30 protein-coding genes are annotated in these 25,146 nt (G+C 70.3%); 23 read left to right on the forward strand and 7 right to left on the reverse strand.

The annotated features are described in order from the left end of the window. Positions 1 to 6: 6 nt before the first annotated feature. The 19 genes from AB0I59_RS07720 to AB0I59_RS07810 all read left to right on the forward strand — a co-directional run bounded on the left by AB0I59_RS07720 (position 7) and on the right by AB0I59_RS07810 (position 16,618). Positions 7 to 1,005, forward strand: coding sequence for a hypothetical protein (locus tag AB0I59_RS07720; protein WP_358131237.1), 999 nt, complete (start codon positions 7 to 9; stop codon positions 1,003 to 1,005). A 25-nt stretch (positions 1,006 to 1,030) separates the two neighbouring features. Continuing rightward, positions 1,031 to 2,728: a hypothetical protein gene (locus AB0I59_RS07725; RefSeq protein ID WP_358131239.1), complete on the forward strand. Its 1,698-nt coding sequence runs from the start codon at positions 1,031 to 1,033 to the stop codon at positions 2,726 to 2,728. A 63-nt stretch (positions 2,729 to 2,791) separates the two neighbouring features. After that, complete coding sequence (locus AB0I59_RS07730; protein WP_358131242.1) at positions 2,792 to 3,013, forward strand: hypothetical protein; 222 nt, start codon at positions 2,792 to 2,794, stop codon at positions 3,011 to 3,013. Between the two features lies 1 nt (position 3,014). Next, entirely contained in the window at positions 3,015 to 3,263 is a 249-nt protein-coding gene (locus AB0I59_RS07735) for a SprT family zinc-dependent metalloprotease (protein ID WP_358131245.1), read from the forward strand. Continuing rightward, positions 3,263 to 3,505: a hypothetical protein gene (locus tag AB0I59_RS07740; protein WP_358131247.1), complete on the forward strand. Its 243-nt coding sequence runs from the start codon at positions 3,263 to 3,265 to the stop codon at positions 3,503 to 3,505. The genes AB0I59_RS07735 and AB0I59_RS07740 overlap by 1 nt, the downstream gene beginning before the upstream one ends. Then, positions 3,506 to 4,375 (forward strand): hypothetical protein, encoded by an 870-nt coding sequence (locus AB0I59_RS07745; RefSeq protein ID WP_358131250.1) that lies wholly within the window; start codon positions 3,506 to 3,508, stop codon positions 4,373 to 4,375. Further along, positions 4,372 to 4,902 (forward strand): hypothetical protein, encoded by a 531-nt coding sequence (locus AB0I59_RS07750; RefSeq protein ID WP_358131252.1) that lies wholly within the window; start codon positions 4,372 to 4,374, stop codon positions 4,900 to 4,902. Before AB0I59_RS07745 ends, AB0I59_RS07750 begins: the two co-directional genes overlap by 4 nt. 8 nt (positions 4,903 to 4,910) lie before the next feature. Beyond that, a complete protein-coding gene (locus AB0I59_RS07755) occupies positions 4,911 to 5,129 on the forward strand; it encodes a hypothetical protein (protein WP_358131255.1) in 219 nt (72 codons plus the stop codon). Beyond that, positions 5,129 to 6,121 carry a phage tail tube protein gene (locus tag AB0I59_RS07760; protein WP_358131258.1) on the forward strand — a complete coding sequence of 331 codons (993 nt, stop codon included), beginning with the start codon at positions 5,129 to 5,131 and terminating at the stop codon, positions 6,119 to 6,121. The genes AB0I59_RS07755 and AB0I59_RS07760 overlap by 1 nt, the downstream gene beginning before the upstream one ends. Positions 6,122 to 6,134: 13 nt before the next feature. Then, the gene (locus AB0I59_RS07765) at positions 6,135 to 6,515 is read left to right on the forward strand and encodes a hypothetical protein (RefSeq protein WP_358131260.1); all 381 of its coding nucleotides are present in this window, start codon (positions 6,135 to 6,137) and stop codon (positions 6,513 to 6,515) included. Positions 6,516 to 6,647: 132 nt separating this feature from the next. Then, positions 6,648 to 7,094 carry a hypothetical protein gene (locus AB0I59_RS07770; RefSeq protein ID WP_358131263.1) on the forward strand — a complete coding sequence of 149 codons (447 nt, stop codon included), beginning with the start codon at positions 6,648 to 6,650 and terminating at the stop codon, positions 7,092 to 7,094. Continuing rightward, a complete protein-coding gene (locus tag AB0I59_RS07775; RefSeq protein WP_358131265.1) occupies positions 7,094 to 10,111 on the forward strand; it encodes a BAR domain-containing protein in 3,018 nt (1,005 codons plus the stop codon). Before AB0I59_RS07770 ends, AB0I59_RS07775 begins: the two co-directional genes overlap by 1 nt. Next, the gene (locus tag AB0I59_RS07780) at positions 10,111 to 12,738 is read left to right on the forward strand and encodes a LamG-like jellyroll fold domain-containing protein (protein ID WP_358131268.1); all 2,628 of its coding nucleotides are present in this window, start codon (positions 10,111 to 10,113) and stop codon (positions 12,736 to 12,738) included. The genes AB0I59_RS07775 and AB0I59_RS07780 overlap by 1 nt, the downstream gene beginning before the upstream one ends. A 4-nt stretch (positions 12,739 to 12,742) precedes the next feature. After that, a complete protein-coding gene (locus tag AB0I59_RS07785; protein ID WP_358131271.1) occupies positions 12,743 to 13,840 on the forward strand; it encodes a hypothetical protein in 1,098 nt (365 codons plus the stop codon). Beyond that, positions 13,840 to 14,370: a hypothetical protein gene (locus AB0I59_RS07790; RefSeq protein WP_358131274.1), complete on the forward strand. Its 531-nt coding sequence runs from the start codon at positions 13,840 to 13,842 to the stop codon at positions 14,368 to 14,370. Before AB0I59_RS07785 ends, AB0I59_RS07790 begins: the two co-directional genes overlap by 1 nt. Before the next feature lie 10 nt (positions 14,371 to 14,380). Further along, positions 14,381 to 14,767 carry a hypothetical protein gene (locus tag AB0I59_RS07795; protein WP_358131277.1) on the forward strand — a complete coding sequence of 129 codons (387 nt, stop codon included), beginning with the start codon at positions 14,381 to 14,383 and terminating at the stop codon, positions 14,765 to 14,767. Positions 14,768 to 14,769: 2 nt separating this feature from the next. Beyond that, positions 14,770 to 16,059: a hypothetical protein gene (locus AB0I59_RS07800; RefSeq protein WP_358131280.1), complete on the forward strand. Its 1,290-nt coding sequence runs from the start codon at positions 14,770 to 14,772 to the stop codon at positions 16,057 to 16,059. Next, positions 16,056 to 16,397, forward strand: a complete 342-nt coding sequence (locus AB0I59_RS07805; protein ID WP_358131283.1) for a hypothetical protein — start codon at positions 16,056 to 16,058, stop codon at positions 16,395 to 16,397. Before AB0I59_RS07800 ends, AB0I59_RS07805 begins: the two co-directional genes overlap by 4 nt. After that, complete coding sequence (locus tag AB0I59_RS07810) at positions 16,394 to 16,618, forward strand: hypothetical protein (protein WP_358131286.1); 225 nt, start codon at positions 16,394 to 16,396, stop codon at positions 16,616 to 16,618. The genes AB0I59_RS07805 and AB0I59_RS07810 overlap by 4 nt, the downstream gene beginning before the upstream one ends. Here AB0I59_RS07810 and AB0I59_RS07815 read toward each other — a convergent pair. After that, on the reverse strand, positions 16,615 to 16,998 hold the full coding sequence (locus AB0I59_RS07815; protein ID WP_358131289.1) for a DUF4190 domain-containing protein: 384 nt from the start codon (positions 16,996 to 16,998) through the stop codon (positions 16,615 to 16,617). The genes AB0I59_RS07810 and AB0I59_RS07815 overlap by 4 nt on opposite strands. A 103-nt stretch (positions 16,999 to 17,101) precedes the next feature. On the opposite strand from AB0I59_RS07815, the gene AB0I59_RS07820 reads away from it, so the two are divergent. The 3 genes from AB0I59_RS07820 to AB0I59_RS07830 are packed head-to-tail and all read left to right on the forward strand — an operon-like array spanning position 17,102 to position 18,682. Next, the gene (locus AB0I59_RS07820; protein WP_358131292.1) at positions 17,102 to 17,407 is read left to right on the forward strand and encodes a hypothetical protein; all 306 of its coding nucleotides are present in this window, start codon (positions 17,102 to 17,104) and stop codon (positions 17,405 to 17,407) included. Position 17,408: 1 nt separating this feature from the next. Beyond that, positions 17,409 to 18,401 carry a peptidoglycan recognition protein family protein gene (locus tag AB0I59_RS07825; RefSeq protein WP_358131295.1) on the forward strand — a complete coding sequence of 331 codons (993 nt, stop codon included), beginning with the start codon at positions 17,409 to 17,411 and terminating at the stop codon, positions 18,399 to 18,401. Positions 18,402 to 18,451: 50 nt separating this feature from the next. Further along, positions 18,452 to 18,682 carry a hypothetical protein gene (locus tag AB0I59_RS07830; RefSeq protein WP_358131298.1) on the forward strand — a complete coding sequence of 77 codons (231 nt, stop codon included), beginning with the start codon at positions 18,452 to 18,454 and terminating at the stop codon, positions 18,680 to 18,682. Positions 18,683 to 18,756: 74 nt separating this feature from the next. Here the strand turns inward: AB0I59_RS07830 and AB0I59_RS07835 are convergent, their stop codons facing one another. After that, positions 18,757 to 19,302 (reverse strand): NUDIX hydrolase, encoded by a 546-nt coding sequence (locus AB0I59_RS07835; RefSeq protein ID WP_358131300.1) that lies wholly within the window; start codon positions 19,300 to 19,302, stop codon positions 18,757 to 18,759. After that, positions 19,299 to 20,429, reverse strand: a complete 1,131-nt coding sequence (locus AB0I59_RS07840) for an adenosylhomocysteinase (protein ID WP_358131303.1) — start codon at positions 20,427 to 20,429, stop codon at positions 19,299 to 19,301. Before AB0I59_RS07840 ends, AB0I59_RS07835 begins: the two co-directional genes overlap by 4 nt. 107 nt (positions 20,430 to 20,536) lie before the next feature. Here AB0I59_RS07840 and AB0I59_RS07845 point away from each other — a divergent pair, with 107 nt between their 5' ends. After that, positions 20,537 to 21,301, forward strand: a complete 765-nt coding sequence (locus tag AB0I59_RS07845) for a GntR family transcriptional regulator (RefSeq protein WP_358131305.1) — start codon at positions 20,537 to 20,539, stop codon at positions 21,299 to 21,301. 193 nt (positions 21,302 to 21,494) lie between these two features. On the opposite strand, the gene AB0I59_RS07850 is transcribed toward AB0I59_RS07845, so the two are convergent. From AB0I59_RS07850 to AB0I59_RS07865, 4 genes are read right to left on the reverse strand one after another with little or no spacing between them, the layout of a single operon-like run. Continuing rightward, positions 21,495 to 23,495, reverse strand: coding sequence for a hypothetical protein (locus AB0I59_RS07850; RefSeq protein ID WP_358131308.1), 2,001 nt, complete (start codon positions 23,493 to 23,495; stop codon positions 21,495 to 21,497). Continuing rightward, positions 23,495 to 23,878, reverse strand: coding sequence for a TraA-like protein (locus tag AB0I59_RS07855; RefSeq protein WP_358131311.1), 384 nt, complete (start codon positions 23,876 to 23,878; stop codon positions 23,495 to 23,497). Before AB0I59_RS07855 ends, AB0I59_RS07850 begins: the two co-directional genes overlap by 1 nt. Further along, positions 23,875 to 24,126 carry a hypothetical protein gene (locus AB0I59_RS07860; RefSeq protein ID WP_358131314.1) on the reverse strand — a complete coding sequence of 84 codons (252 nt, stop codon included), beginning with the start codon at positions 24,124 to 24,126 and terminating at the stop codon, positions 23,875 to 23,877. Before AB0I59_RS07860 ends, AB0I59_RS07855 begins: the two co-directional genes overlap by 4 nt. Further along, positions 24,123 to 25,145 (reverse strand): DUF2637 domain-containing protein, encoded by a 1,023-nt coding sequence (locus AB0I59_RS07865; RefSeq protein WP_358131317.1) that lies wholly within the window; start codon positions 25,143 to 25,145, stop codon positions 24,123 to 24,125. The genes AB0I59_RS07860 and AB0I59_RS07865 overlap by 4 nt, the downstream gene beginning before the upstream one ends. Between the last annotated feature and the right edge of the window lies 1 nt (position 25,146).

The following is a 25,146-nucleotide window of genomic DNA, read 5'->3' on the forward strand; positions in this document are numbered from 1 at the left end:
AACGCGATGGACATCACGCACGCCTACGCGGCGACCGTCACGAAGGCCGAGCGGGATGCCGCCGGCGACCTCATCGTGTACGGCAAAGCCACCGGGCCGGACGTCGACCTGGACGCGCAGATCTGCGACCCGGCGTGGCTCAAGACCGCCATGCCGAAGTGGATGACGTGGGGCAACCTGCGGGAGATGCACCAGCCGATCGCGGCCGGCATCGGCATCGAGTTGGCGGCCGAGGGCGACGACTGGATGCTCAAGTCCAAGGTCGTGGACGACGGCACCGCGAAGAAGATCGAGGCCGGGGCGCTCAAGGGCTACTCGGTGGGGATCAAGAACGCGCAGGTCGTCAAGGACGCCGCGGCGCCGGGCGGCCGCATCGTCGGCGGCGAGATCGTCGAGGTGTCGTACGTGGACCGGCCGTGCAACCCGACCGCGACGCTCGCCCTCGCGAAGGCCGCCGGCAACGAGGCGCTCGCGCCGGTGGACGTGGCCGGTGAGCCGATCGTCGAGCTCGACGGCGTCACGCTCGCCCAGGCCGACGAGACCAAGGCCGCTCTGTCGTCGCTCGCCGACCAGGTCAGCGAGCTGACCACGGTCATCAAGGGCTTCCTGGTGGGGACCGGGAAGGTTGGGGGATCGGGAGAGGGCGGCGGGGTTGGCACGGGCCCCGCCGCCCGCCCCGATGAGGGAAAGGGCTCGCCGAAGTCCGCCGCCCCTGACATGATCAAGCGTGATGAGCTCGACGGGCTCGTGAAAGCCGCCATTGCAGAGGCCACGAAGCCGCTGGAGGAGCGCGCGAAGGCGCTCGAAGCGGAGCTGGCGAAGGTCAAGGCGACTCCCGTCCCGGGCGGTCCGGTCATCCGGGCGACGCCCACCACCACCCCCGCGCCGCAGGGCAACGCCGAGAAGGCCACCTACTACCGGCAGATGGCCGACCAGGTGCAGGACTCTGCCGCACGGCAGGGCTACCTCCAGATGGCCGCCGACGCCGAACGCGCGGGTAACTGACCTTCACCAGCAGAGGAGCATGACCATGGGCTACGCAGCCCCTACCCCCTCGGAGATGTTCTCCGACACCCAGGACCCGGCCCAGGTCGCGGCGCGGTTCGAGGACTACAAGGGCAAGCTCGCCGCCTCGCACGCCAAGGCCGCGCAGGGTGACACGGCGTTCGTCCCCGGGCAGGGCATCGTCGTGGACGGCTCCCGCCGCCAGGCCGCGCTCGCCGAGCGGGTCGAGGCCATCACGAAGGGCCTGTCCGCCGACCAGCTCACCGCGATTCAGGGCGACCTCGACGCGCTGAAGGGCACCCTCGCCGACATCGGCAAGGACATCACCCTGACGTCGCCGCTCTCGTCCGGACTGGTGCCGTACGACCTGGAGGCGCCGGCCAAGCTGCTCGTGCCGCGCATGACGCCGCTACGGAACTCGATCCCGCGTGGGAAGGGGCAGGGCACCGCCCGCCAGTTCAAGCGCATCCTGGGCTGGACGAACTCCGGCGTCGGTGGGGTCGCGGACGCGATGGCGTTCATGGACTCCCAGAGCATCAGCACGGCGTTCGGGCCGATCTCGCTGCGGCGCGGCGCGAAGATCGCGTACGCGGCCGACGAGAAGTCCGTGAAGTACGTCGAGCAGGGTCTCAGTGACATGGTCACCTGGAAGGCGCAGTTCGCCGGCCAGGGCTTCCAGGACGTGCGCTCGCTGTCCCAGACGGCGCTGCTGTGGGCGACGATGGGCGCCGAGGAGCGGGCCATCCTGTTCGGCCGTGGCGGCTCCGGCTACGCGGGTGCGGTGGCGGCTCCGACCACGACCGTGGCGGCGTCCGGCACGGGTGCGACGATCCCGGCGGCCACCTACGGCGTGAAGATCACCAGCGTGGCGGGTGGCGGCGAGTCCGCGGCGGCGACCGTGTCCTCCAGCCTGGCGGTCACGCTCGGCCAGTCCATCGTGATCACGTTCACGGGCGGCACGGAGCCGACCGGCGCCCTCGCGTACAACGTGTACGTCGGCCCCGCCGGTTCGGAGACGTTCCAGGGGACGTTCTCCCCGACCACGGCGGGCGGCACGACCACGATCACGCTGTCCTCGTACGCGGCGGGCGGCGCGGCTGCCCCGGCCGTCGACACGACGTTCAACAGCCAGGGCTATGACGGGTTCCTGGCCGTTCTCACCGACCCGGCCCAGACCGGCTACCTGAAGCGCGTCAACGGGAAGATCTTCGACTCGGCGACCCCGGCCAACAGCCTCGGCGACAAGCCGTTCCAGGACGCGTTCGTCCGCCTGTACGGCGCGGACGCGGTCGGCACCATGGACAAGCGCCTGGCCGACCCGGACGAGATCTGGCTGGACGGCAACGCGAGGCGGGCCCTCGGGGACTACCTGAAGCTCAACGCCAACAGCAACTCCTACCGGATCGCGCTGACCGAGGGCGAGGCGCTCGGCGGGGCGCGGATCGGCTCGGTCGTGGCGGGTATCGCCAACCAGGTCACCGGCAAGATGGTCGACCTGAACGTGCACCCGTACATGCCGAAGGGCGCGTCCATCATCCGGTCGCGGAACCTGCCGGTGCCCGAGTCCGAGGTGTCCGCCACCTCCGAGGTCATCAACGTCCAGGACTACATGGCCGTGGACTGGCCGGTGATCCAGTTCACCTACGACGCCTCGACGTACATGTTCGGGACGCTCGTGCACTACGCGCCGGGCTGGTCGGGCGCGCTGCTCGGCCTTCAGTAACACCCGTTCGTGAGGCCCCGAGTTCCTCCAGCTCGGGGCCTCGCCCATTCCCGAAGGAGCCCAGTGAACCTCGAAGGCCGCCACCCGAGCACCGCGCAGATCGCCCGCTTCTTCGAATGGGAGCACCTGCCGCCTCACCTCCAGACGTTGTCCCGCCCCTGCGGCGAACTCGCCGAGCAGATGATCGAGGCCCTCCCGGACGGCCCGGAGCTGACCGCCGGTCTGCGGAAGCTGCTGGAGGCCAAGGACTGCTTCGTCCGGGCCGCCCTGCCGCCGAGGAACTGACGTGAAGGTCGTCGCCCCCGCCAAGGCTGTGACCGAGGTCGACGGGCTGTCCGGCCGCCGCTACCGCGCCCCTGACGGCATCTACGAGATGAGCGACCGCGACGGTCGCGCCCTGCTCGCTGCTGGCGGATTCCTGCCCTCGCTCTCGGGGCCCACCTCCCGAACGACCGGCTACCGCTGCACGTGCGGGTTCGGCTCGTACTTCACCACCTGTGGCCGCTGCGGCGGCACCTGCACCAAGGAGTCCTGATGGCCTCGAACACCGCGAAGGCGAAGAAGAAGGAAACGCCGCTGCCGCCCGTCCCCGACGTCGAGGAGCCGGCCGCCACGCTATGCGCGGGCTGCTTCCCTCACGGCCTGGCCGAGGTCCCCGAGGGCGCGACCGTCGTGTCCTGCGCGCACGGCGCGTGGCGCGTGGCCGACCTGGTCGAGCAGCAGACTCCCGAGCCCGTCGAGGGCCAGGGCGACGACGAGACGCCACCGGCCGAGTAGATGTACCTGCTCACCGCGCCGTACGTCACTCCGGCCGAGTTCGAGGCGTCGCCGACGTGGCTGGACACGCAGAACCTCGTCCCGAACGGCGACCAGCTCGCGCAGGACTCCGAGCTGGCGAACGTGCTCCTGCGGGCGAGCTCGTGGGCGGACGGCTGCATCAACCAGCCTCTTGGCGCCCACGTCCGGACCGAGAGCGCCCGGGTCAACCTGCAGGGCGGCCGCCTGTCGTTCCACGCAGCAGACCGTCCCGTCCGCCGCGTGACCGCGCTCTCGTACGGCGCCGACCCGGGATCGCTCACCCCGGTCGGTGACCTGTCCGGGCTGTGGATCGAGGACGACGTACAGATCCTCACCAGCCTCGCCGTGGTGAGCGGCTGGGGCGGCGTCCTGGAGTTCGGTCCACGCGCGGGCCGCGACACCGAAGTGTTTGTCCGCATCAGCTACGTGGCCGGCCACACGTGCACGGTCCTCACCGCGGCGGCGAGCTCGGGGACGACCTCGGTGACGGTGGCAGACCCGACCGGCATCTACCCCGGCGACGTCCTGCGCTTCTGGGACCCGTCCCGCGAGGAAGCTGTCACGGTCGCGCCGGGCTACGTCCCCGGCACTGCGACCGTGCCCCTCGCGGGGTCGACGACGAACGCGCATGGCGCCGGAGCCGGGATCTCGAACCTGCCCGCCGACGCCCGCCAGGCCGTCATCCTGCGCGCCTGCTCGATGCTGCTGCGCGGCGAGACGGCCGGGCAGGGCGACTACCCCGAGGCGGCGTACGGGCCGACCGCAGCCAGGAGCGAGGGCAAGAGCCGCGGGTCCGAACTGCTCGCCGAGGCGAAGCACCTCTTGCGGCCGTACCGGAGGGTCCGGTGACCCGGGCGGCCGTGCGCGACGGCATCGCGAAATACTTCGGCGGGCCCTACGTGCCGGAGTTCCGCTGTTATCGGCCGGGCCCGCTCCTCGCCTACGGCTTGGCGACGGTCAGGCCCTACTTGGCCAAGCGCGTCCCCGATCAGGACTACACGATCGGTCTGCCGCCGGGTCGCGGCATGGGCACGTACGCCGTGGTCCACCTGGAGGCCGCGAACGAGCGGCGCGAGGCGTGGGGCGGCGCGACGTCCGGCTGGAAGCACATCACCCACGCGGTGACGCTCCAGCTCTTCCACCTGTCCACGCAGCCGCTCGCCGAGGACGCCCAAGCCGATCTCGACGCGCTCCTGGAGGCGATCGGCGACCTGATCCACGCGGACCGCACCCTCGGCGAGGCCGTCCTTCAGGCGGGCGAGTCCACGAACGGCATCCGCTACTGGCTCAGCCAGCCCACCTACGACCAGGGCAGCGAGCACGTCCGCACGCTCGCGACCGTCTCGTTTGACGCCGACGTCTACATCCAGGCATAGGAGCAGCCATGGCCTTGTGGGCCTACCTCGGATACGAGGAGATCACTTACCCCGAGTATGTGTACGAGGTGGGCGGGGAGCCGACCGTGCTCGTCGGCCGCCCGGGGCTCGTCATCGACCTGCCCTCTGACCCGCCCGGGGACGGCCGCTGGGAGCCGGTCCAGAAGCCCAAGCCGACCAAGCCCGCGCCGGCTGAGGAGCCCGCGCCCAGCCCCCAGGAGGACTGATGGCAGTCAACCCGGTAGCCCGCCGGTTCGTGGGCATTGCCAAGGAGGTCACGCCCGGCACGCCGGTGGCGATGGCGTCAACTCTGCCCGTGGACAAGTTCGACCCGTCCGACGACGTCACGATGCTCGACGACCAGGCGCTGCGCGGCTCCATGTCCAAGCAGTACGGCCAGATCGCAGGACCGATCCTGTCGAGCTGGGACATGGGCGGCCCGATGTTCGGCGACGGCCTCGGCCATCTGCTGTACAACCTGCTCGGCGAGCTCGCGACGACCGGTGCCAGCGCCCCGTACACGCACGCGTTCACGCTGCTCAACAGCGGGAACGGGCAGCCGCCGACGCACACGTTCACCGACCGGACCGCGCTGCCCGCCACAAGCGGGGCCCGCCAGTACCCGTACAGCTGCATCTCCGAGCTGACGCTCAACTGGAACGCGGAGCAGCTGTGCACGTGGGAGGCCAAGGCCCAGTGCTGGCCGTCCGTGGTGCCTGCCGTGGCGCCGACGAACGCGCTGTCCTCGGTCGTTCCGGTGCCGTCGTGGCGTGCAGCGTTCGGCATTGGCGGCCCCGCGTCCGCTGGCACGAAGGTCGACAACATCACCGAGATGTCGATCACCATCTCTCGCGAGGTGACGCCGTACCACACGGCGGACGGCACCCAGGCGCCGTACGTGATCGCGCGCGGCCCGATCGACGTCACCGGCAAGTTCACGCGGATCGCCGAGGACGAGTCGCAGCTGCTCGACTACCTGGCCAACGCACAGCCGCAGCTCCAGATCCTGCTGTCCAACGGCGGGGCGGCCGGCGGCCTGGTGTCGGTCCAGGTGGACATGGCGAAGGTCGGCTACCGCACCAACAAGATCAACAGCGGTGGAACCGTCTTCGTCTACGACGTCGAGTTCCAGGCCATCGCCAACACCACCAACGTCGGCACCTCCGGCGGCCTGGCCCCCGCGAAGGTCACCCTTCAGAACGCCGTCACCAGCTACTAAGGAGATCCCTCCCGTGCCACGTATCCCCCTGCCCGGCGACGCCTGGGCCGATCTGATCGCCGTCGAGGACCTGCGCGCCGGCGACCTGAAGGCGTACCGGCGTGCGATGCCGGTCGGTGTCCCGCTCACCATGGGCGTCCTCGACGACATGAAGGACGTGCTGCTTCGCCGCGTCATCGTCAACTGGTCGTTCGAGCTGCCGCTGCCGAAGGACAACCCCGGTGACGGCGAGCAGGCGGGCAGTCTCGACATGCTGCCGCTTCCCGCCTTCCGGGCGCTCCTCGACGAGCTCGACACCTACACCGACGCTTTCAACGCGGAAGCCGACCCAAAACCCTCCAGCGAGTCCGCTGGTACCTCTCCGGACAGCCCGTCGAGCTCGACGAGCGACTGACCGACGCCGTCGAGTACGCCCTGTACGCCGACCGCTTCGGCTGGACCCCCGCCCAGGTCGACGACCTGCCGGCCACGGTCGAGCCGTGGCTGCTGCCCATCGCATCCGTGATCGACCAGGTGAGGAGCGGCCATGGGTGACGTGGATGCGCGGGCGCTGATCGTCGCGCTGCAAGGGTTCGGCGACCGCGCGAGCGACGGGGCGCGGGCGGCGGCCGACGTCATGGCCCTCGGCTCCGAGCGGGAGATCAAGAAGACGCTCCGCACCTTCTCCCACCCGAAGGGAACACAGACGCCGTCCCCGCCGGGCTCTCCCCCGGCGCTCGTCTCCGGCTCCCTGCGACGGTCAGTGAAGGCGGGCAGGCCGCGGCAGACCGGCGCGGCCCGGTGGGAGGCGCACACCGCCCCCACGATCGTCTACGCCCGCATCCAGGAGCTCGGCGGCAGGACCGGCCGCAACCACGCGACGTATCTGCCGCCACGCCCGTACGTCGCGCCGTCGCACGCCAAGCTCATCGCCTCCGGCCAGCTCGCCGAGTGGGCCAACAGGGCGTTCGCGAAGAAGGTAGGTCTGGCCTGATGCCCGAGCTGCCTCCCGCAGTAGCGAAGTACGTCGCCGACGCCGACCCCTTCGTGCGCGGCACGAACAAGGCCGTCGCCGAGGCGAAGCGCTTCCAGAACAGCGCGGACAAGGCCGCCCTCGCTGCCCGCAAGATGGGCGTCGAGGCCCGCCAGGCGGGCGAGAAAGCCGCCATCGCCGGGAAGGTCGCGGCCGAGGCTGCGGAGAAGGCCGCCAAGGGCCTCATCAAGGAAGCCGAGGCCGCGCGGCTCGCCGCCAACGCCGTCGAGAAGCTGGAGCGCGCCGAGCTCAAGCAGATCGCCGCCGCGATCGCCATGCGCGAAGCCTCCGAGAAGGCGATCAAGGCTCACGGCGCCCATCAGAGCGCGCTCAAGTCCCTCGCCAAGGACGGCGAACGGGCAGGCGGGATGCTCGCCCGCGCGATGCAGTCCGCCGGCAACGCCGCCACTGGCGCGCTGGACTCGGTGGGGACCTCCGGGGTCGGGATGGCCGCCGTCGTCGCGGCCGGGATCGGGCTCCTGCCGGTGGCGGGAGTCGCCGCCGCCACGGTCATCACCGGCGTCCTCGGCGGGTCGCTGGTCGGGCTCGGCCTGCTCGCCTCGAAGGGGTCGAAGGAGGCCCAGGCTGCGATCGGGCACCTAAAGACGGTCGCCAAGTCCGAGGCCCGGCAGATCGGCCAGCCGTTCGAGCACGTCTGGGTCACCATCGGCAAGGTGGCGGAGCGGGAGCTGAAGCGGCTCCGCCCCATGCTGCGGAACAACCTGGCCGAGCTGGCGCCCGAGGTCGAGTCCTTCGTCGACCTGGCCGGGGCGAGTCTGGGACGGCTCGAACCGGCCGTGACCGGGGCTCAGCGCGCTTTCTCGGCGATGCTGCGCAGCCTCGGCCCACAAATGCCGTCGATCATGGACAGCTTGGCGCGGGCGATCACGAACGTGACGGACGCAGTCGAGGAGAACCCGGAAACGATCACGGCCATGGTGCAGGGCCTGGCCACCCTCGTGGAGTGGGCGGGCAAGGCGGTCGGCGACCTGGTCCGGCTCGCAGGGACCATCCGGGAGAACGCCGACGCGTTCCAGGCCGTGTTCTCCACCCTCGTGCCGATGACGGGCGTCCTGCACGAGCTCGGCCTCGGCGTGAACGAGACCGGCGTCCGAATGGGCGAAGTCACCACGATCACGACCAACCTCGGCACCGCCCAACGGGGCGCCGCGACCGCCGCGAACGCCCAGAAGTCCGCTCAGCAGCAGCTCAACAGCGCTATGTCCAACGGCGCGACGACCGCCGACCAGCTCAAGGCCGCGATCGACCGGCTGACCAAGGCCCACCAGGACGCCGACTCAGCGGAGATCGCTTTCAAGCAGGCCATCGCCGACGCCACCAAGGGCGTCAAGGAGCACGGCAAGGGCCTGGACCTGAACACCCAGAAGGGCCGCGACAACAAGCGCGCCTTGATCGAGGTCGCCCAAGCTGCTCAGGCCAAGATCGAAGCCATGCGCGCCGACAACCGGTCGATGCAGGCCGTCAACAAGGCGTCCGGCGCCGCGCGCAAGGAGTTCATCAACCTCGCCATGTCGATGGGCTACAGCGAGGGGAAGGCGAAGGCCCTCGCAAACCGGCTGCTCGGCATCAAGTCCCGCAAGGTCAAGGTCGAGGTCAACACGAGCCAGGCCACGGGCGCGCTCAGCCGCTTCCTGGGGATGCTCGGGTCAGTGCCGTCCTTCAAGACGGTCAGCGTCGGCGTGATGGGTGGCTACTCGCCGATCGGCGGCAAGCGCGCGGACGGCGGCCCGGTCGTCGGCCCCGGCGGACCGCGCGACGACCAGGTGCTCATCGCCGCGTCCAACGGCGAGTTCGTGGTCAACGCGGCCAGCACCGCCAAGCACCGGGGGCTGATCGAGGCCATCAACGCCGACCGCTACGCCGATGGCGGCCTGGTCGGCTACGCGTCGGGCGGCCAGGTCCGCGTGGGCGGCGTCTCCGTCTCCGCCTCCCAGTGGCGGTCCCTCGGCCAGCAGCTCGGCAAGGACTTCCTGAAGGTCATGAGCGACGGGAGCGCGAAGGAGATCGCGTCCTTGTCCTCCCGCCTGGAGAAGGCGATCGCCAAGCTCTTCGGTGGCAAGCGCACGACGCTCGACAACAAGCTGATCGCCTACCTGGACAAAAACAGCGCGAAGCTGGAGAAGCTCGCCACCCAGCGAGACGCCGCGACCAAGGCCCTCGCCGAGGCCAAGGAGTACGCGACGAGCGTGACGGGCAACGCCCGCAGCTTCGCCGGGCTCACTTCGCTGGACGGGCCGATGGACGCTGGCGGCATCCGGACGGGGCTCACGCAGAAGGTCGGCCGGCTGAAGGCGTACGCCAAGGCCATCCAGCAGCTATCGAGCCGCGGCCTGTCCAAGTCGCTGCTGCGGCAGGTCATCGACGCCGGGCCCGAGCAGGGCCTGGAGCTCGCGCAGATGCTTCTCTCCGCGGACCGCTCGACCTTCGCCGGGATCAACAAGGCCCAGGCCGAGATCGACTCCGTGTCCAAGAGCCTCGGACGGTCGAGCGCGGACATCCTGTACGACGCGGGCAAGAAGGCCGGCGACGGCTTCCTGACCGGCCTCCAGGCCAGCCTCAAGAGCCTGGACAAGGAGATGGACGCCCTCGCCAAGAAGATGGCCAAGAGCATCAAGAAGGCGCTGAAGATCAAGAGCCCGAGCCAGCTTCCCGCGATCCGCGAGTCCGGCGCCATGACCGTCGCCGGCGTCGCTGCCGGGATGGCCGACAACCTCGGCGCGCTGGACCGGTCCAGCGCGCTGATGGCCGCCCGGCTGTCCCGCCCGCGCGTCCGTCCGGCCATCGCTCCGCTGATCGCTCACGGCGGGGGCACGACGGCAGCCGGGTCCGCCGAGGCGCCGACCGTGCTGGTGCAGGTCACCCTCGACGGCCGCGAGCTCCGAGCCGGAGTCCAGTCCGAGACGCTGCGCTACCAGCGGCGTAACGGCGGCTCCAACGGCCTGAACAAGAGGACCTGATGCCCGCCACCATGGTCAACCAGTGGACCGACTCGTTCGCAGTCGCGAGCGCGTTCGTCATCCCCGACCCGGTCAACTCCAGCCGGACCGTCTTCACCTCGACGCACACGGCGGGAAACTGGCTCGTCTGCTGCGTGAGCTGGCACACGGGAGCCGGGGCAACGACGGTCCCGACCGTCCACGTCGCCGACGATGCGCACAACTGGTGGGTGCCGCTCGCGAGGGTGAACAGCGCGGGCGGCGGCTGCGCGATCTGGGTGGCCCCGAACCCTCGCAAGGCTCGCCGGGTGTACGTCGCGGCAACGGACTACATCACCGCGCTGGCGACCCACGTTGCCGAGTACGCCGGGATGGGGTCGTATCTCCAGCTCGCCAGCACGCCCGTGAAGGGCTTCACGAATGGCGGCACGTCACTCGCCCTCGGGGCGCTCACCGCGCCCGCCTCCGAGGCGCTCACGCTCACCTGCGCGGGCACGGACAACGCGACCGCGACCCTGTCCAGCGCGACCGCGGGATGGACGTCGGGGACCGCCGTGTCCGCGACCAACGGGTCCGACACCACCTCCGACGCCCGGCTGCTACCCCGCTGGCAGTCCACGACCGGCGGCCCCTCCGTCACCTACACCACGTCGGCGGCCTGCAACATCCACGCCGTCTCCGTCGCGCTCCTGGTGGCCGCGCCGACGCCCGCGCAGCCGAACCCGAACTGGCCGCTCGTCCGCTTCGAGGCTGGGTTCGGGGCCGGGCAGCGCACCCCGCGCGACGAGATCACATGGACGGACCTGACGAAACGGCTGCTCTCCCTCGACACCTCGCACGGCAAGCAGTTCGAGCTCGGCGGCGTCGAGGCCGGAGTGAGCAAACTGCGGCTCCGCAACAATGACGGCGCGCTGTCCCCGACGAACACCGCGTCGCCGTACTGGCCCAACGTGCTCGACTACACCCCCGTCCGGATCGCCGCCACCTGGCAGGGTCGCACGTACGGCGTGCTGCACGACTTCGCCGAGCGCTGGCCCCAGTCGTGGCGGGACCCGCACTGGGGCGAGGTCAACATGACCTCGATCGACGCCTGGGCGACGCTCACTACCCGCCTGCCGGGCATCCTGCAAGGCGAGATCCTGCTGGACGCTCCGTACGGGTACTGGCCACTATCGGACCCGTCTGAAGGCACCACCGGCAGCAACCTCGCCGCCGGCAACACCAAGCCCGTCACGATGACCCCGTCCAAGGAGGGCATCGGCTCTGCCGTCCAAGCCGCATTCGGCGCCGACGCGGGCACCCTCACCGGCTCGGCCGGCACCGTGTGGTCGCAGTCCGGCCTCACCTCGCTCCAGGGCCTCAACGGCTACTCATTGCAGTACGCGCCCACTCTCGACATGCCGCCCCTCACCGGGGAGGGCATCACTGTGGAGGTCTGGGCCCGATACGACAACGTCACGCAGCCCAGCAACATCGAGGGCCAGGTCTTCGTCCTCAAGGAGACAGCCGGGGCGATCGTCAGCATCGTCGTCAACACCTCCGGCTACGTCGTCATCGCGAGCTGGGACGCGGTCGCCCACACCAGGACCGACATCACCACCACCCAGTACGTGAAGGACAGCGCCTGGCGCCTCTACACCCTGGCCGTCACCCCGACCAGATGGGATCTGTGGGTCAACGGCACCTTCATCATCGGCGCCGGATCGCTGAACCACGCCCTCCAACCGAACTGGTTCTCCCTGAACGGCCAGGCCGACCAGCGATACCACGGCCGCATGTGGAACGGCGCTCTCGCCCATGCGGCGATCTACCCGCGCAAGCTGCCCGAGGGCCGGATCATCGCCCACTACTGGGCCGGAGCCGCAGCAATGTCGCGGGACTCCGCAGACCAGCGGATTGGGCGGCTGCTGTCATACGCCGGGTGGGGACAGGCCCGCGCGATCTCCTACACCGCGTACTCGCCGTACGTGCCCGCCACGTCGATCGAGGGGCGGCCGGTCAGCTCGCCCGTGCAGGACACGGCAGACAGTGAGGGCGGATACCTCTGCGTCGATAGCCACGGATACCTGTGCTTCACAGCGAAGCAGTACCGGTACGACCAGACCCCGAAGTACACCTTCGGTGACCGCCCCGACCTCGGGGAGATCCCGTACGACGAGGGGATGGAGACCGACCAGGACCCGGCCCAGGCGTACAACGACATCACCGTCACGCAGCAGTACTACGGCGCTCAGGTCCGCGTGACCGACGCGGCGTCCATCGCCCGGCGGGGCGTGATCGACGTCGAGCGGACGTCCGAGCAAGCGGACATCGACTATGTGGCCGACCAGGCGCGCTACCTGCTCGCCAAGTACAAGGCCCCGAGTCAGCGCATCAACCAGGTCATCCTCGACCCGGCGTCCAACCCGGCGATCTGGCCCGTCGCGCTCGGCGTCGAGCAGGGCGACGTCGTCCGGGTCGTGCGGCGGCCGATCGGCGCGCCTCAGATCTCCGGCACCTACGAGGTGATCGCCAAGGCGCACTCGGTGGACTTCGCCGCCGGCAAGTGGCGGACGACCCTGAGCCTCGGCCCCGGCGACCCGGAGGTGCTCACCGCGGATGACCCGGTGTACGGGCAGCTCAACGGCTCGAACGTGATCGGATGGTGAGGTAGTGCCGTACGCCGTTCCGAACCCGCGGACGTGGGGCAACGAGTTCATCACTGCCCCCAAGCTCAGGGACTTGGGCAACAGCATCGGGTTCCTCCGGCAACGCCCGCTCTTCCAGGGCTATCAGGCGACCGCGCAGGCCGTGGCGGACCAGACGTACACGCCGGTCAACATGGACGTTGAGACGCTCGACAACTGGGCCGTCCACTCGACCACGATCAACCCGTCCAGGTATCCGGTGCCGGTGGACGGCTGGTACCTCGTCATGGGGCACCTGTTCTTCGACTACGCGGCCTCGTCGTCGAACTTCAGCCACTCGATCAGCTTCCGTGCCACTACGAACAACGGCGGCACGGTCACCGACTACCGCGGCGAGACCCGCCCCGGGGCCAGCACGCACCAGCCCGGCGTGTTCGGCGCCGAGCTCCTCCAGCTCCGCAAGAGCACGAACGACTACGTCGAGATGCTGGCCTGGCAGAACACCGGTGTCACGCGGAACCTGCTCGCCGACGTCTCGGCGGCGAGCATCAAATCCAGCGTGATGAGCGTGTCGTGGGTGGCGTCGCTCACGGGCACGACCGGCCTCGCGGTTCCGTCCCCGGCCTCCTGGACGTCGCCGATCAGCAGTGCGCAGCTCAACGCCTACCGCGACCACGTCAGGTTCCTGACGTATCCGCCGATCGCCCGGCTGACTCTCAACTCCGCCCAGGGCATCCCGTCGCAGACGTGGGCGGCCAGCACGCCGATCCAGTTCGACAGTGCGACCGTCGACAACTACGGCGGTTGGAACGCCGGGATCAACCCGACCCGCTACTCGTTCCCGCGGAGCGGCGTCTACTACATCTACGGCATGTACTCCTGCTCAAGTAACGCGTCGGGCACGCGCGGCGTCGGCCTCCAGATCAACACGAACGCCGTGCTCTGGGGGACGCACGACATGCCCTGCACCGCCACCGCGCCCGCCCACCGCATCACCGTCGCCCGCACCCGCCGCGTCAACGCTGGCGACTACGTCCAGCTCGTCGTCACCCAGAGCAGCGGCGCGACGCGAAACACGCAGGCACCGCACGCCACCTTGATCGCCGTCTGGCAGGGGGTCTGATGCCGCTCCAGCCGCCCGACGTTCCCGTCTTCCCCGCCCGGTACGGGCCGAGCCCAGCCGACTTCGACGCGTGGCTGCGCGACCCGATCAGTTTCTTGACAGCGCCGCCGGTCTGCTCCGTCCGCCGGGCCGCCGCCCAGGCCATCCCGTCCGGCGTGTGGACGACCATCCAGTTCGACACGGTCGACGAAGACAACTACAGCGGATGGAACGCGGGCAGCTACCGGTACGCCGCCACCGCGCCCGGCTGGTACATCGTCACGGTCAAGGCCGCCGCCAACGTCGCCGCGGCCGGCACCACGCACGCGCTCCTGCCCGGCATCGTCACGACCGGAATCCTCTACCAGGGCAACGAGTCGTGGCAGGTCACGCAGGATGGCGCGGGCATGGTGACCACGCAGCAGTTCGTCTACCTGGCCCCCGGGATCGACTACGTGCAGGGCCAGATGTACATCGCCTCGGCGGCTTTGAACACGCCGACCCCGAACGGCCAGCAGTGCACGATGGACATCTGCTGGTGGAGCGTCTGATAGGAGCACCATGGCCCTCCGCATACCCACAGCAGCCCGCAACGCCGCCGCGAACGGCGTCGCCGCCTTGGCGAACGGCGGCAGCATCGAGATCTACACCGGTAGCCAGCCCGCGAACGCCGACGCCGCAGCCTCGGGCACGCTCCTGGCGACCGTCCCCCTCGCGGGCACCGCGTTCGGGGCCGCATCCTCGGGCGTGGCCACCCTCGCAGGTACGCCGCTGTCCGCTACCGGCGCCGCGGCGGGCACAGCCGGATGGTTCCGAGTGAAGGGCTCCGGCGGCGCGACCGTCATGGACGGGGCGATCGGAGCTGAGCTCACCCTGAACACCACCACGATCTCGGTCGGGGTCACGGTCCAGATCACCGGCGGCACCATCACGATGCCCGCAGGCTGACCGTGGCCATCCCGGGCAACCTCCTGACCGCAGATCAGGAGGACATCGAGACGAGCGCCACCGGCTGGACAACCGGGGCCGGCACATTCACCCGGTCGACGGTCAGGGCGAACACGGGATCCGCCTCCCTCCAGATCGTCTCGGCGGGCGCAGGCGATACGTTCTGCTACTCGAACGGGAACGTGACCGGCCTGACCGCAGGTCAGACCTACAAGGGCGCCCTGTACGTCTACACGAGCCTCGCCGGACGCACCGCCAAGATCGGCTGGGAGTGGCGGACCAGCGCAGGAACCTACGTCGCAGACGTCCAGTCCTCAAAAGCCCTCGTCCAGAACAGCTGGACGCTGGTCGAGTACCAGGCCGTGGCCCCCGCCACCACGACCCAGGCGCTCCTCTACCTGCCGTGGGTCACTGCCGGGGCCGCCTCAGAGACGTACTGGTTCGACACGATCTTCTTCGGCCCCCTGTCCACGGCGGTCACGGGCACGCTCGCCGGGGCACTGCCCTCCCTAGGCGCGTCCGTCTCCGGCACGCTCGTCGCCCCCGGCGTCCTGTCCGGCGCCCTGCCCCCGCTCGGGGCGTCCGCCTCGGGCCAGGTCCGGGTCTCCGGGTCCGCCGCCGCGGTGCTGCCCGCCCTGACCGCCAGTCTCTCGGGCGGCCTGGCCGCCGCTGGCAGCATGGCGGCCGCGCTGCCCCCACTGGCTGGGACTCTCGCGGGCGCGGCCATCGCCTCCGGCGCCCTGACCGCGAGCCTGCCCCCACTCGCCGCCGACCTGGCGGGCGCCATACCGCAGGACGTGAGCGGCGCCCTGGCCGCCACGCTCCCCGCACTCTCCGCCGGCATCGTCGGCGAGATGCTGGCGCGCGGTACGGCCGCCCCCGTCCTGCCCCCGCTGGGCGCGAGTCTCGCGGCCGAGGCGACCGTCGCGGGCACGGCCGCCGCGACGCTGCCCGTCCTCTCCAGCGGCCTGTCCGGCGCCCTCACCGTCTCCAGCGAGCTGGCCGCCACGCTGCCCGCACTGGCCGCGAACCTGCACGGCGGCGTCCTGGTGCTGCGCGGGATCAGGGCCGAGGCGCACGGCCCCGGCCTCGCCGAGCTGCCGATCGCCGGGCCTGCGGTGCGGCGCGTCCTGGACGGCCCAGCCGCGCGCCACGAGCTGGACGGCGCGTCGCTCGTCCCGACGCCCGTGGACGGGCCCGCCCGCGTGGTCCAGGCCCTCGAGGGCCCCGCCGCCCGGCGCGAGTTGGACGGGCCGGATGTGAGCCGCGAAGTGACAGGAGTGGGGATATGAGCGTCGTGCTTCAGCACGAGAGCACTGAGTATCTGTACTTCGGCGTGACGGGGGAGCCGCCGAGCTCGGGGGCCGAGGTGGCGCTTCTCTCCGGCGGGGCCCGGCCGACGTCCGGCGATTGGAAGCCCGCCGTCGTGGTCGGTGACTCCGGACACGCCCTGTGGGCCGACGCCGTCGCCTCCGGGGTCAAGGGGGACTACTACGTGGCGCTGCTCGTCGGTTCCTTCGGCGGCAACGTCGTCGCGCCCCCGCAGGGCGACTACCAGCCGTGGCTCAGGCTCACCGACACGACCGAGCAGCCGGTCCGGATCGCGCCCGTCGCTCTGGAGATCGCATGAAGCTCACCGTCTCCTACGAGCACGACCCCGCGGACCTGTCCACGATCTACCTCGCGGTTGTCCCGCGCGGCGTACGCCCCTCGGCGTCCTCCTGGCGGCCGGCGCTCCGGGACACGGTGGCCGGGCAGCGGGTCGTGTGGATACGAGTCACAGACGTCTCGGGCGTGGTCTGGCTACGGGACCGCGACGGGGAGCGCCAGGCGCAAAGGCTCGGCGCCTAGTTGGTGCCTGCGTCGAGGATCGATCCCCCGAACATCATGACCGCCAAGGCGACGGCAGGGATGACGACCACGTAGCCGAGGATCAGGCCGGCGATCGCCATACCGCGGCCTCCCTTACGGCCGCTCTTCGTCTCGACCAGGGCGATGTGCCCGAACAGGACGGCGAGCACGCACGGGATACCGAAGGCGCACCAGCCGCCCACCACGCCGAGGATCCCGAAGACCAAGCTCGCGGTCGCGTACCCCGACGTCGGCGGCGCCTGGATGTAGATCGGCTGCGCGCCGTACGGCGGGTACTGCGGCCCGCCCTGCCAATGCTGCTGCGGAGGCGTGTAGGGCCGGCCGTACGGATCGCCCTGGTAGGGCTGCATGTCGCTCATCGGGGCCTCAAGGGTCGGGGGAACCGGGAGGAATCTCAGCGTCCTGCAAGACGCGCAGTAACGCGAGCAGGTTGACCACAATCCGACAACAAGGAGTCACCGTATGACGGTCCGCAGCTTGGGGGACCTGATCATCTACAGCGGGACCGTCGCCGCCGCACTCGCGGCGATCGGCGCCATCGTCCGCTGGGTCGTCCTCCGCCCACTCAAGAAGTGGATCGCAGAGCAGATCCGCAAGGTGCAGCAGAGCACGCAGGCCGTCCAGGAAACCGCCGACAAGGTCCACGCCGAGGTGTCGCCGAACCACGGCCACAGCCTGAAGGACACAGTCGTGCGAACCGAGGTGAAGGTGGATCTGCTGACGAAGCGGTTCGAGGACCACCTGACCAACCACCCGAGTGGAGGCTGACATGGCCATAGATCTCGTCTCCCGCTCCGAGTGGGGCGCCCGCGCCCCTCGAGGTTCCTACTCCCCGCTGGCCTCCACTCGCGGCGTGAAGGTCCACTACACCGGCGGCCGCGAGGACCCCCGGATGATGGACGACCACGACCTGTGCGTGGCCCGGGTGCGCGCGATCCAGCGGCAGCACATGGACGGCAACGGCTGGATGGACATCGGTTACAGCGCGGCCGTGTGTTGGCATCGGCTCGTCTTCGTCGGCCGCGGACCGCACCACCTACCCGCAGCCAACGGACCCGGGCGCAACTCCGGGCACTACGCCGTGCTCGGCCTGCTCGGCAACTCCGGACTCGTCGAACCGAACGACGACATGCTGCTCGGCATCCTCGACGCCATCGCGTGGCTGCGGCGCGAGGGCGGCGCCGGGACCGAGATCAAGGGCCACCGCGACGGCTACTCCACGGACTGCCCCGGCGGCCCGCTGTACGCCTGGGTTCGCGCCGGAGCGCCCCGCCCGTCCACCACGCCCACGCCCGCACCGCAGCCCACGAAGGAGGAAGAGATGCCCGAGATCGTGTCCCTCGGCCTGGAGAACGAGGTCGTCATCCCGTCCGGCGAGAACTACCAGCCGTGGTGGACCGCAGAGTGGCGCGACACCGCGGGCTGGCACCCGGCCGGCGGCCAGTCCATCGCCCCCAACGCGGACATGTGGGCGGATCTCGCCGCGCACGTCGCCCTGGCTGGCCTGGCGCCCGGCGAGGCGGTCGAGCTCGGCCTGACCCGGCACGCGGCGGACGGGTCCCTCGTGGACATCGCCTGGCCCAACGGGCAACTCAAGACCGTCCGGGCCGACGCTGACGGCCGCGTGGAGACCGACCTGACCGGCCACTTCAAGCTGAGTGCGGCCAACCGGGGCCGCCTCACCATCCGGCACACCTCGACGGGGACGGTCCGCCTGGAGACGGCCTCTCTCTTCAAGGCGATCCTGCACCGCTACCAGTGACCTGCGAATTCTCGCCGGTCTTATAGATCCTCGACCTCATTGGAGGGGTCATGTCCAACGACACGAAACGCTCGCTCCGAACGATCCTGCAGACGGTCGTGGCGATCGCCATCGTGCTGCCCGCGGTGGTCGACACGGCGGGCATCCCGAGCACCCTTCCGTGGGTCGCCGGCGCGCTCGCCGCGGCTGGTGGGCTGGCGCGGGTGATGGCACTCCCCGGCGTTCAGGCGATCCTGCCGGGCTGGCTGCGGACCAGTGAGCGGGAGCCCGGCCAGCGGTAGCCGAGCGCGAGCCGAACAACACGACGCCCCCGTCCTCCTTCGGGAGGGCGGGGGCGTTTTCGGTGCGTGTAGGGCTAGATGGCGGCGACGCTCGCGGCGAGGCGGGCGGTGGGCAGTTCGGAGGCGGGCCGCCAGGCGAACGCGGCGACCTCCTCGACCTGGAGGGCGATCGTCGTGTCCTTCACCCAGAAGGCGAAACGGAAATCGGCGTGCAGGTGCGCGGGCTCGTCCTTGGCAGGGTTGGCCGGGATCTCGTGGACGTCGATGTCCACCGGCGCGACATCGTGGGCGGGCGGGGAGACGGCGTGCTGCCAGGGGATGCCGGTCTCCTCCTCCAGCTCACGCAGGGCCGCGCCGTACAGGCTGACGTCCTGGTGTTCGACGTGGCCGCCGGGTAGGAGCCAGCGGTCCAGCGCCCGGTGGTGGATCATCAGGACGCGGCCGGTGACGTCGATCCCCGCCGCGCTGGCGGTGACGTGCAGGGGGAAGGTCTTGCGCGAGGCAAGGTCCTGGCCGCCTGCGAGCGCCTCGGCGAGGGGCGCGACGTCGACGGCACGGTCAGGGTGGGCGGTGAGGTAGCGCGCCAGGACGGCGCTGATCTCCTCGCGGGTCACGGTCATGACACCCCATCGAAGTGCCGGAGCCAGATCGCTGCCACCGACTGCCGGACATCGGACGGAACCTCCCACATGCCCGGGTCGTGGTCGCGGGAGGCGAGCAGAGCGAGCGCGGCGAGGATCTCGGCCTGCACCAGCAGGATGAAGTTCCCCACTGACGCGCCGTGCAGGAAGTTGACCGCGTTCCCGTCCGCCAGCACGTAGAAGTAGTGGCCCGTGCGCGTGTACCGGGTGACGTGCGGCTCCACGACGGTGCGCGCGTATAGGCCGGTGAGCGCCGACAGCTCCAGCTCGTCATCGGAGCTGGTGACGCTCGCGATGTATGCGCCGTTGGCGACGTGAGCGAAGTCGTCTTCCCGGAGAGCGAAGTTCCCGGTGGCGCACACCACGATCCCGGCTCCGGCGAGCGCCTCGGCCAGCGTGGCGGCCGTCCGGAAGCCCATGGAGAGCGCCTGGACACGGCGCACCGGATCGACGTCGTACACGGTCACGCCGACGTGCTTGGCGTGCAGCATCGCCGCGATGGAGCGGCCGAGCTTGCCGTAGCCGATGACGCAGGCCGGGCGGCCGTTCAGGATGTCGTCACGCGAGCGCACGAGGGCCTCAGTGGAGAAGACGACGGACTGGCCGACCAGGTAGTCCTCGGGATCCTTCAGCGGGCTCCTCGCGACGCTGTAGACCGGGCACGGGACCTTGTCGAGCTCGGCGTAGCGCTGGTGGCCGTTTTCGGTGTCCTCCACCACACCGATGATCTGGCCGGAGAAGCGCGCGCACAGGTGCTCCAGGGCGGGGGCGAAGTATCCGCCGACGTCGAGCAGGGCCAGGCGCTTCCCGGCGGCGCGGGATTCGACGTAGGCCAGGACCTGGTCGGGGTCGGCGAAGGTTCGCCGGTCGAGGGCGTCCACCTGCATGGTGGGGCTGATCTCGCGCAGGGCCCCCTCGTTGATCGAGCGGGGCTTGGGCAGCACGGCCGCGACGTTGGAGATGCGGGCCACGGCGTGAAGGAACGCGGGGCGTTCTGCGAGCAGGTGGGTGATGACCAGGCTTGCGGGCCGGTCGGGGATGGGGATCGTGTCGGCGACCCGGCGGAAGAACGCGGTGACGCGTCCTCGCTCGAAGTCCTCTAACATCCGTACCACCTCCGGATTAGGTAGTTATCTATTCGGAGTGTGAGCGCGGGTATCCATCCCGTCAATAGATAGTGATGTAATGGCAAAACTGAGGAGGAGGGGACGTCATGGCCCGATGGGAGGAGGTCGCGGCGCAGCTCCGCGACGCAATCATTACCGGCCGCTACCCGCCCGGCACGAAGATCCCGCACGAGTCGAAGCTTGAAGAGCAGTACGGGTGCAGCAGGACCACCATCCGGCGCGCTGTGGCAGCGCTCACCGCTGAGGGCCTCGTCCAGCCCGTCCGTAAGGGGGGCACGACCGTACGGCCTCAGCCCGCCCGCCAGGCCCTCACCCTGGACACGGTGGCTTACCGGGATGAGCTCGGCTACTACTTCAGCCAGACAGTGCAGTCGCTGCGGCCCGTCCAGCCGCCCACCGTCACCACAGGGCCGTGCCCGCCGGACATCGTCCCCATCCTCGGCCTGGACCCCGGCGCCGAGGTCATCATCCGCGACCGCGTCATGGGCGACCCCGCCACGGGCCGCACCGTGCAGCTCGCCACCTCCTACCTCCCCGCGGACCTGGCCGCCGGCACCGTCCTCGCGGCAACTGACACGGGGCCGGGCGGCATCTATGACCGCATGGAACAGGACCTCGACTGGGGCATCCTCGATTGGGAAGGCGTCATCACGGCGCGGGCCGCCACTCCAGAGGAGGCCCGGCTTCTCGCGCTCGCGCCTGGTGTGCCGGTGCTGTGCGTCACCCGCATGACCATCGCCACGGCCGGCAGCGCCGAGGGGCGGGTGGTCGAGGTCAATGTCACCCGCAGGGACGCGAGCCGGCATGAGGTGCGGTACACCATCGGTCGGCACCGGCCGCCAACCTCATGACTCGCGCGCGTACGGCTGCGCGTGGGATGCGCCCGGCGCGCTTGTTGATCTTGCTGCCAGGGGTGCCACGCCCGGGTGCCACACTCCTGCCACGCAGGTGCCACGAAGGGGTGCCACGAACCGTGGCACCCCTCCTGACCTGTAACTCCCTCCCCCAGCCCCCTACCGTGGCACCCCGAGGGGTGCCACGCGATCAAGGAAGCTCGGGCCGCTCCGGCATCAGGTACATCTGCCGTTCGTCGTCATAGCCGCCCAGCACCCCGGCCGCGTCGAGCTTCTTGAGCTGCTTCTGGATCCAGGCACGGGAGATATCCGTCGACTCCCACAGCGGCTTGAAGTCCCCGGAGGAGAACTCCCTCGCTCCCTCATCCCACAGCTCTTGCAACCGAGCCATGAGCGCCGCGCCGCGCTCCTCCGCAGTCATCCGGCGGCCGGGCGGGGCGAACTCCCACGGCGGGTCGCCCTCGGGCAGTTCCTCGATCTCGTCGTCGGCGTCCGCCTGGACGGTCGGATCGGGGTCGTCGGTCTCCAGGTACTCGGTACTCACGTTCTTCACCTCCTCGTCCTCCTCCTGGTCCTCGCCGGGCTCGGTGGTCCCGGCCGCCGGAGAACTCGAGACCTGGGAGAGCGCCGCGGTGGTCGTGTCCACCTTCTTGGCGGCGGCCGGCCACTTCGCAGCGTGCTCGCGCATCGCCGCGGATGCCCGCTCGTCGTCGAAGTCCCCGTCCTTCATGCCCCAGGCGTACGTCCGGAGCGGCATTGCGATCCGCTCCCGCGCGATCGTGGGCGCCCCGAGGTAGGCCATACCGGGCTGGCCGTTCTCCCACAGCTCAGGCCGGGCCCCGGCGTCTTGCATCGCCTCGGACAGGCCGAACGCGGCATCGGATGACGACTGGACGCCGAAGCACATGTTGCCGAGCTGGCCGCGCGCGATGGTCGGCATCTGCGTGTAGTCCGACCGCTGCAGGGACAGGAAGATCGAGCCGCCGCCGGACCGGAGCGCCTTCGCCAGAGACAGAAAGGACTCCATCTCCTTGTCCGACATGGTGTCGAAGATGTCTGGGCACTCTTCGAGCCAGATCACCCAGTAGGCGAGCCCGCACCCGGGCTTCCACTTCTGGAGGCCCTTGGCGGCGAGCTGGCTGGTGCGCTCCTTCACCTTGCTCTGGAGATCGCGGAGCATCGCGCGGGCGCCCTCCGGCGTGGTCTCCAGGCGGTGCAGCGCGGGGGCGAGCGGCCCGAGCGTCTGCGTGCCCTTGGTGACGTCGGCCGCGAACACCGCCACGTCGGTGCGGGTGATCGCCTCGCCGAGGATGTTCCAGCAGCCGCCGATGGACTTGCCGGCACCGGTCATGCCCATCAGCTGCAAGTGGTGCCCGAGGATGCAGTACTCGACGACGTCCAGGTCCTGCCAGACGCCGACCCGCAGCGGGTCCGCGATCGAGCCGCCGGGCCAGGCCGGGCCGGGCCACGGGATCGGCTTCTTCATCACGCGCGGGTCGGACAGGACGACGTCAGCCCGCGACGCATCGTCCGGGTCCACAGTGACGGTCAACGAACCGGGCGGCAGATGCATCCCGGACTCCATGTACGGCGCTTTCTTCTGCGCGTCCTCGGCGATCTTCTCCCCGGCGGGCAACTCCAACTTGGCCTTGATCTTCGCGTCGCCCTGCTCGACCGTCTTCATCTTCGCGCCGGGCATCGCGTGGGCCTGGTCGAAGAGGAACCCGAGCTTGTCGTGGATGACGCCGGGGGCGTCCCAGCCCTTGCGGCGGATCGCGGTGCGGATGTCCCAGGTGAGCGCCACGGTGATGCCGCCGATGACGCCGAGACGCCAGATCAGCGGATGGCCGGGACCGGCGATCACGCAGGCGACTACCCACATGCCGGCCAGGAACGTGGACAGCGTGGTGTGTGCCTTGCCCCAGGGGCCGCGGGCGTGGGACTGGCCGTACGTCACGCCCGTGAGGACGAGGACGCCCATGGTGGTGAGCACTGCCGACCAGGCGACCCACTCTGTGGTGCCGCCCAGCGTGTAGTACAGGGCGACGCCGAGGCCGAAGACGAGCACGCCGACGAACCACGGCGTCGCGTAGAGCATGACCTTGCTCACGGCGCGGGCGGCCAGGCGCTCCATGCTCGTGTCGGTGACGTCGGGGACCGCCGGAACGGCGGCCGTTCGCGTGGAGGCCATCAGTCGTCGTCCTCCCAATTGAACTCCACCTTGCGCTGCTTCTCCGGCTTGGCCTGCGGGAGCACGTCGACGAACTCCTTGCGGAACTGGGCGTGGAACTTCACCAGCTCGACGGCCGCGCCGCGCTGCAGCTCGGCCGCGCGCTTCAGCCGCTTCACCGTGCGCCGGGCGCGCATCCGAACGTCGGGGGCGCCGAACAGCGCCAGCACGGAGTGGCCCTTGTAGGAGCGGACAAGCACGGCGTACAACTCGTCCGAGCCCATGTTGAACTCCTCACCCAGATCGCGGGTGAGCGCGCGGCCGATCTTCGCGTACTCCGTGATGGACTTTGGCCCCGCCCACGGGATGTTGGACAGCTCGGGAATCCGGTTCCGGGTACTCATGAGAAGTCCTCTCCGAGGATCTCCCGCCACTGCGCGCGGGCCTCCTCGACGATCGGCCGCGCGCACCAGGCGAGACGCGGCACACCAATGGCGGCCATGACCAGCGCGTCGGCCGCGCCCAGGACGAGCACCAGGAGGTGCCCGAGGACGGCGAGCGCCAGGAGCAGCGGCCCGAGCGCAGTCAGGACCAGCCGCCGGACCTCCGCGCGCCAGGTGCCCACCGTCGTCACGACGTAGACGGTCCTCACAGCCGATCACCTCCCGTGCTGCCGTTCCGGGCCGTCCCGTTCACGGCGTGGTACTCGCGACGCAGCGCGCTGATCCCCGGACCGGTGAGCGTCTCGGCGGGCGTCATGCCGGCGGTCAGTTCTTCGTCGGTCGGCTCCTGGTCGCCGCCCACCTCGACGTCGGTCTTGATGTAGCCCGCCTGCCGCTCACTGATCCGAGCGACCTCGGAGAGCTTCCGACGCGACAGCTCCACCCCGGCCTCCAGGCACGCGGCGTACACCAGCCGTGCGACCTCGCGCGGGTCCGGCTCGGCCCCCTCCGACTCCTCCAGGTTCGTGTTCGGATCGCCTTCGGGAGCCGTCCCAGCGCGCTCCTGGCCGCCCTCGGCCGCCGTCTCGCTATCGAGAGATTCGGAATCCAAATCATGCCGATGGCCGTGGCCAACGCCCGGGAACAGGTGCCGGAAGACGTGCACGAGGATGTGCGACCCGAAGAAGATCGCCGCGATGACCTGGAGAGCGACGAGCGCGACGACGCCCCACGGGAGCGGCGTCACGAGCTCGGTCGTGCCCGGCCGCATGGCGAACCATCCGAGTCCGTGCAGGTGGTTGATGACGTACGACGTCGCCGTGAAGATCCCGACGACGGTCAGGCAGTAGAACCGCGCGCCCCGGGAGTGCCGCAGGACCATCGCCGCGATCAGGGCGATGATGATCAGCCCGTCCGGGGCGAACGGGTAGAGGTCTGCCCCGGCTCGGTCGAAATGAGCGCTCAGAGCCGCGTCCCGGTGCGCTGTCCAGGAGCCGCGGAAGGCGACGGCGATGAGGCCGACGAGGAGCACGCCGAGGGCGGCCACTGCGATGGACTCGCCGCGAGATGGACGGCCCCGGCGGGGCGCCGGGACGGAGCGGGACGGCTTCTCGGAGGCGATCCGCTCGCGACGGAAGGGCCGGAGACGGGACAGGAAGCGGCGAGGCTGCTCGGCCTCGGCCTCGATCAGGTCTGGCGCGTCGATCACGCCGTCGTTAGGGTCACGCATA

The sequence above is a fragment of the Microtetraspora glauca genome (genome assembly GCF_040656155.1).
Classification (GTDB): Bacteria; Actinomycetota; Actinomycetes; order Streptosporangiales; family Streptosporangiaceae; genus Microtetraspora; species Microtetraspora glauca.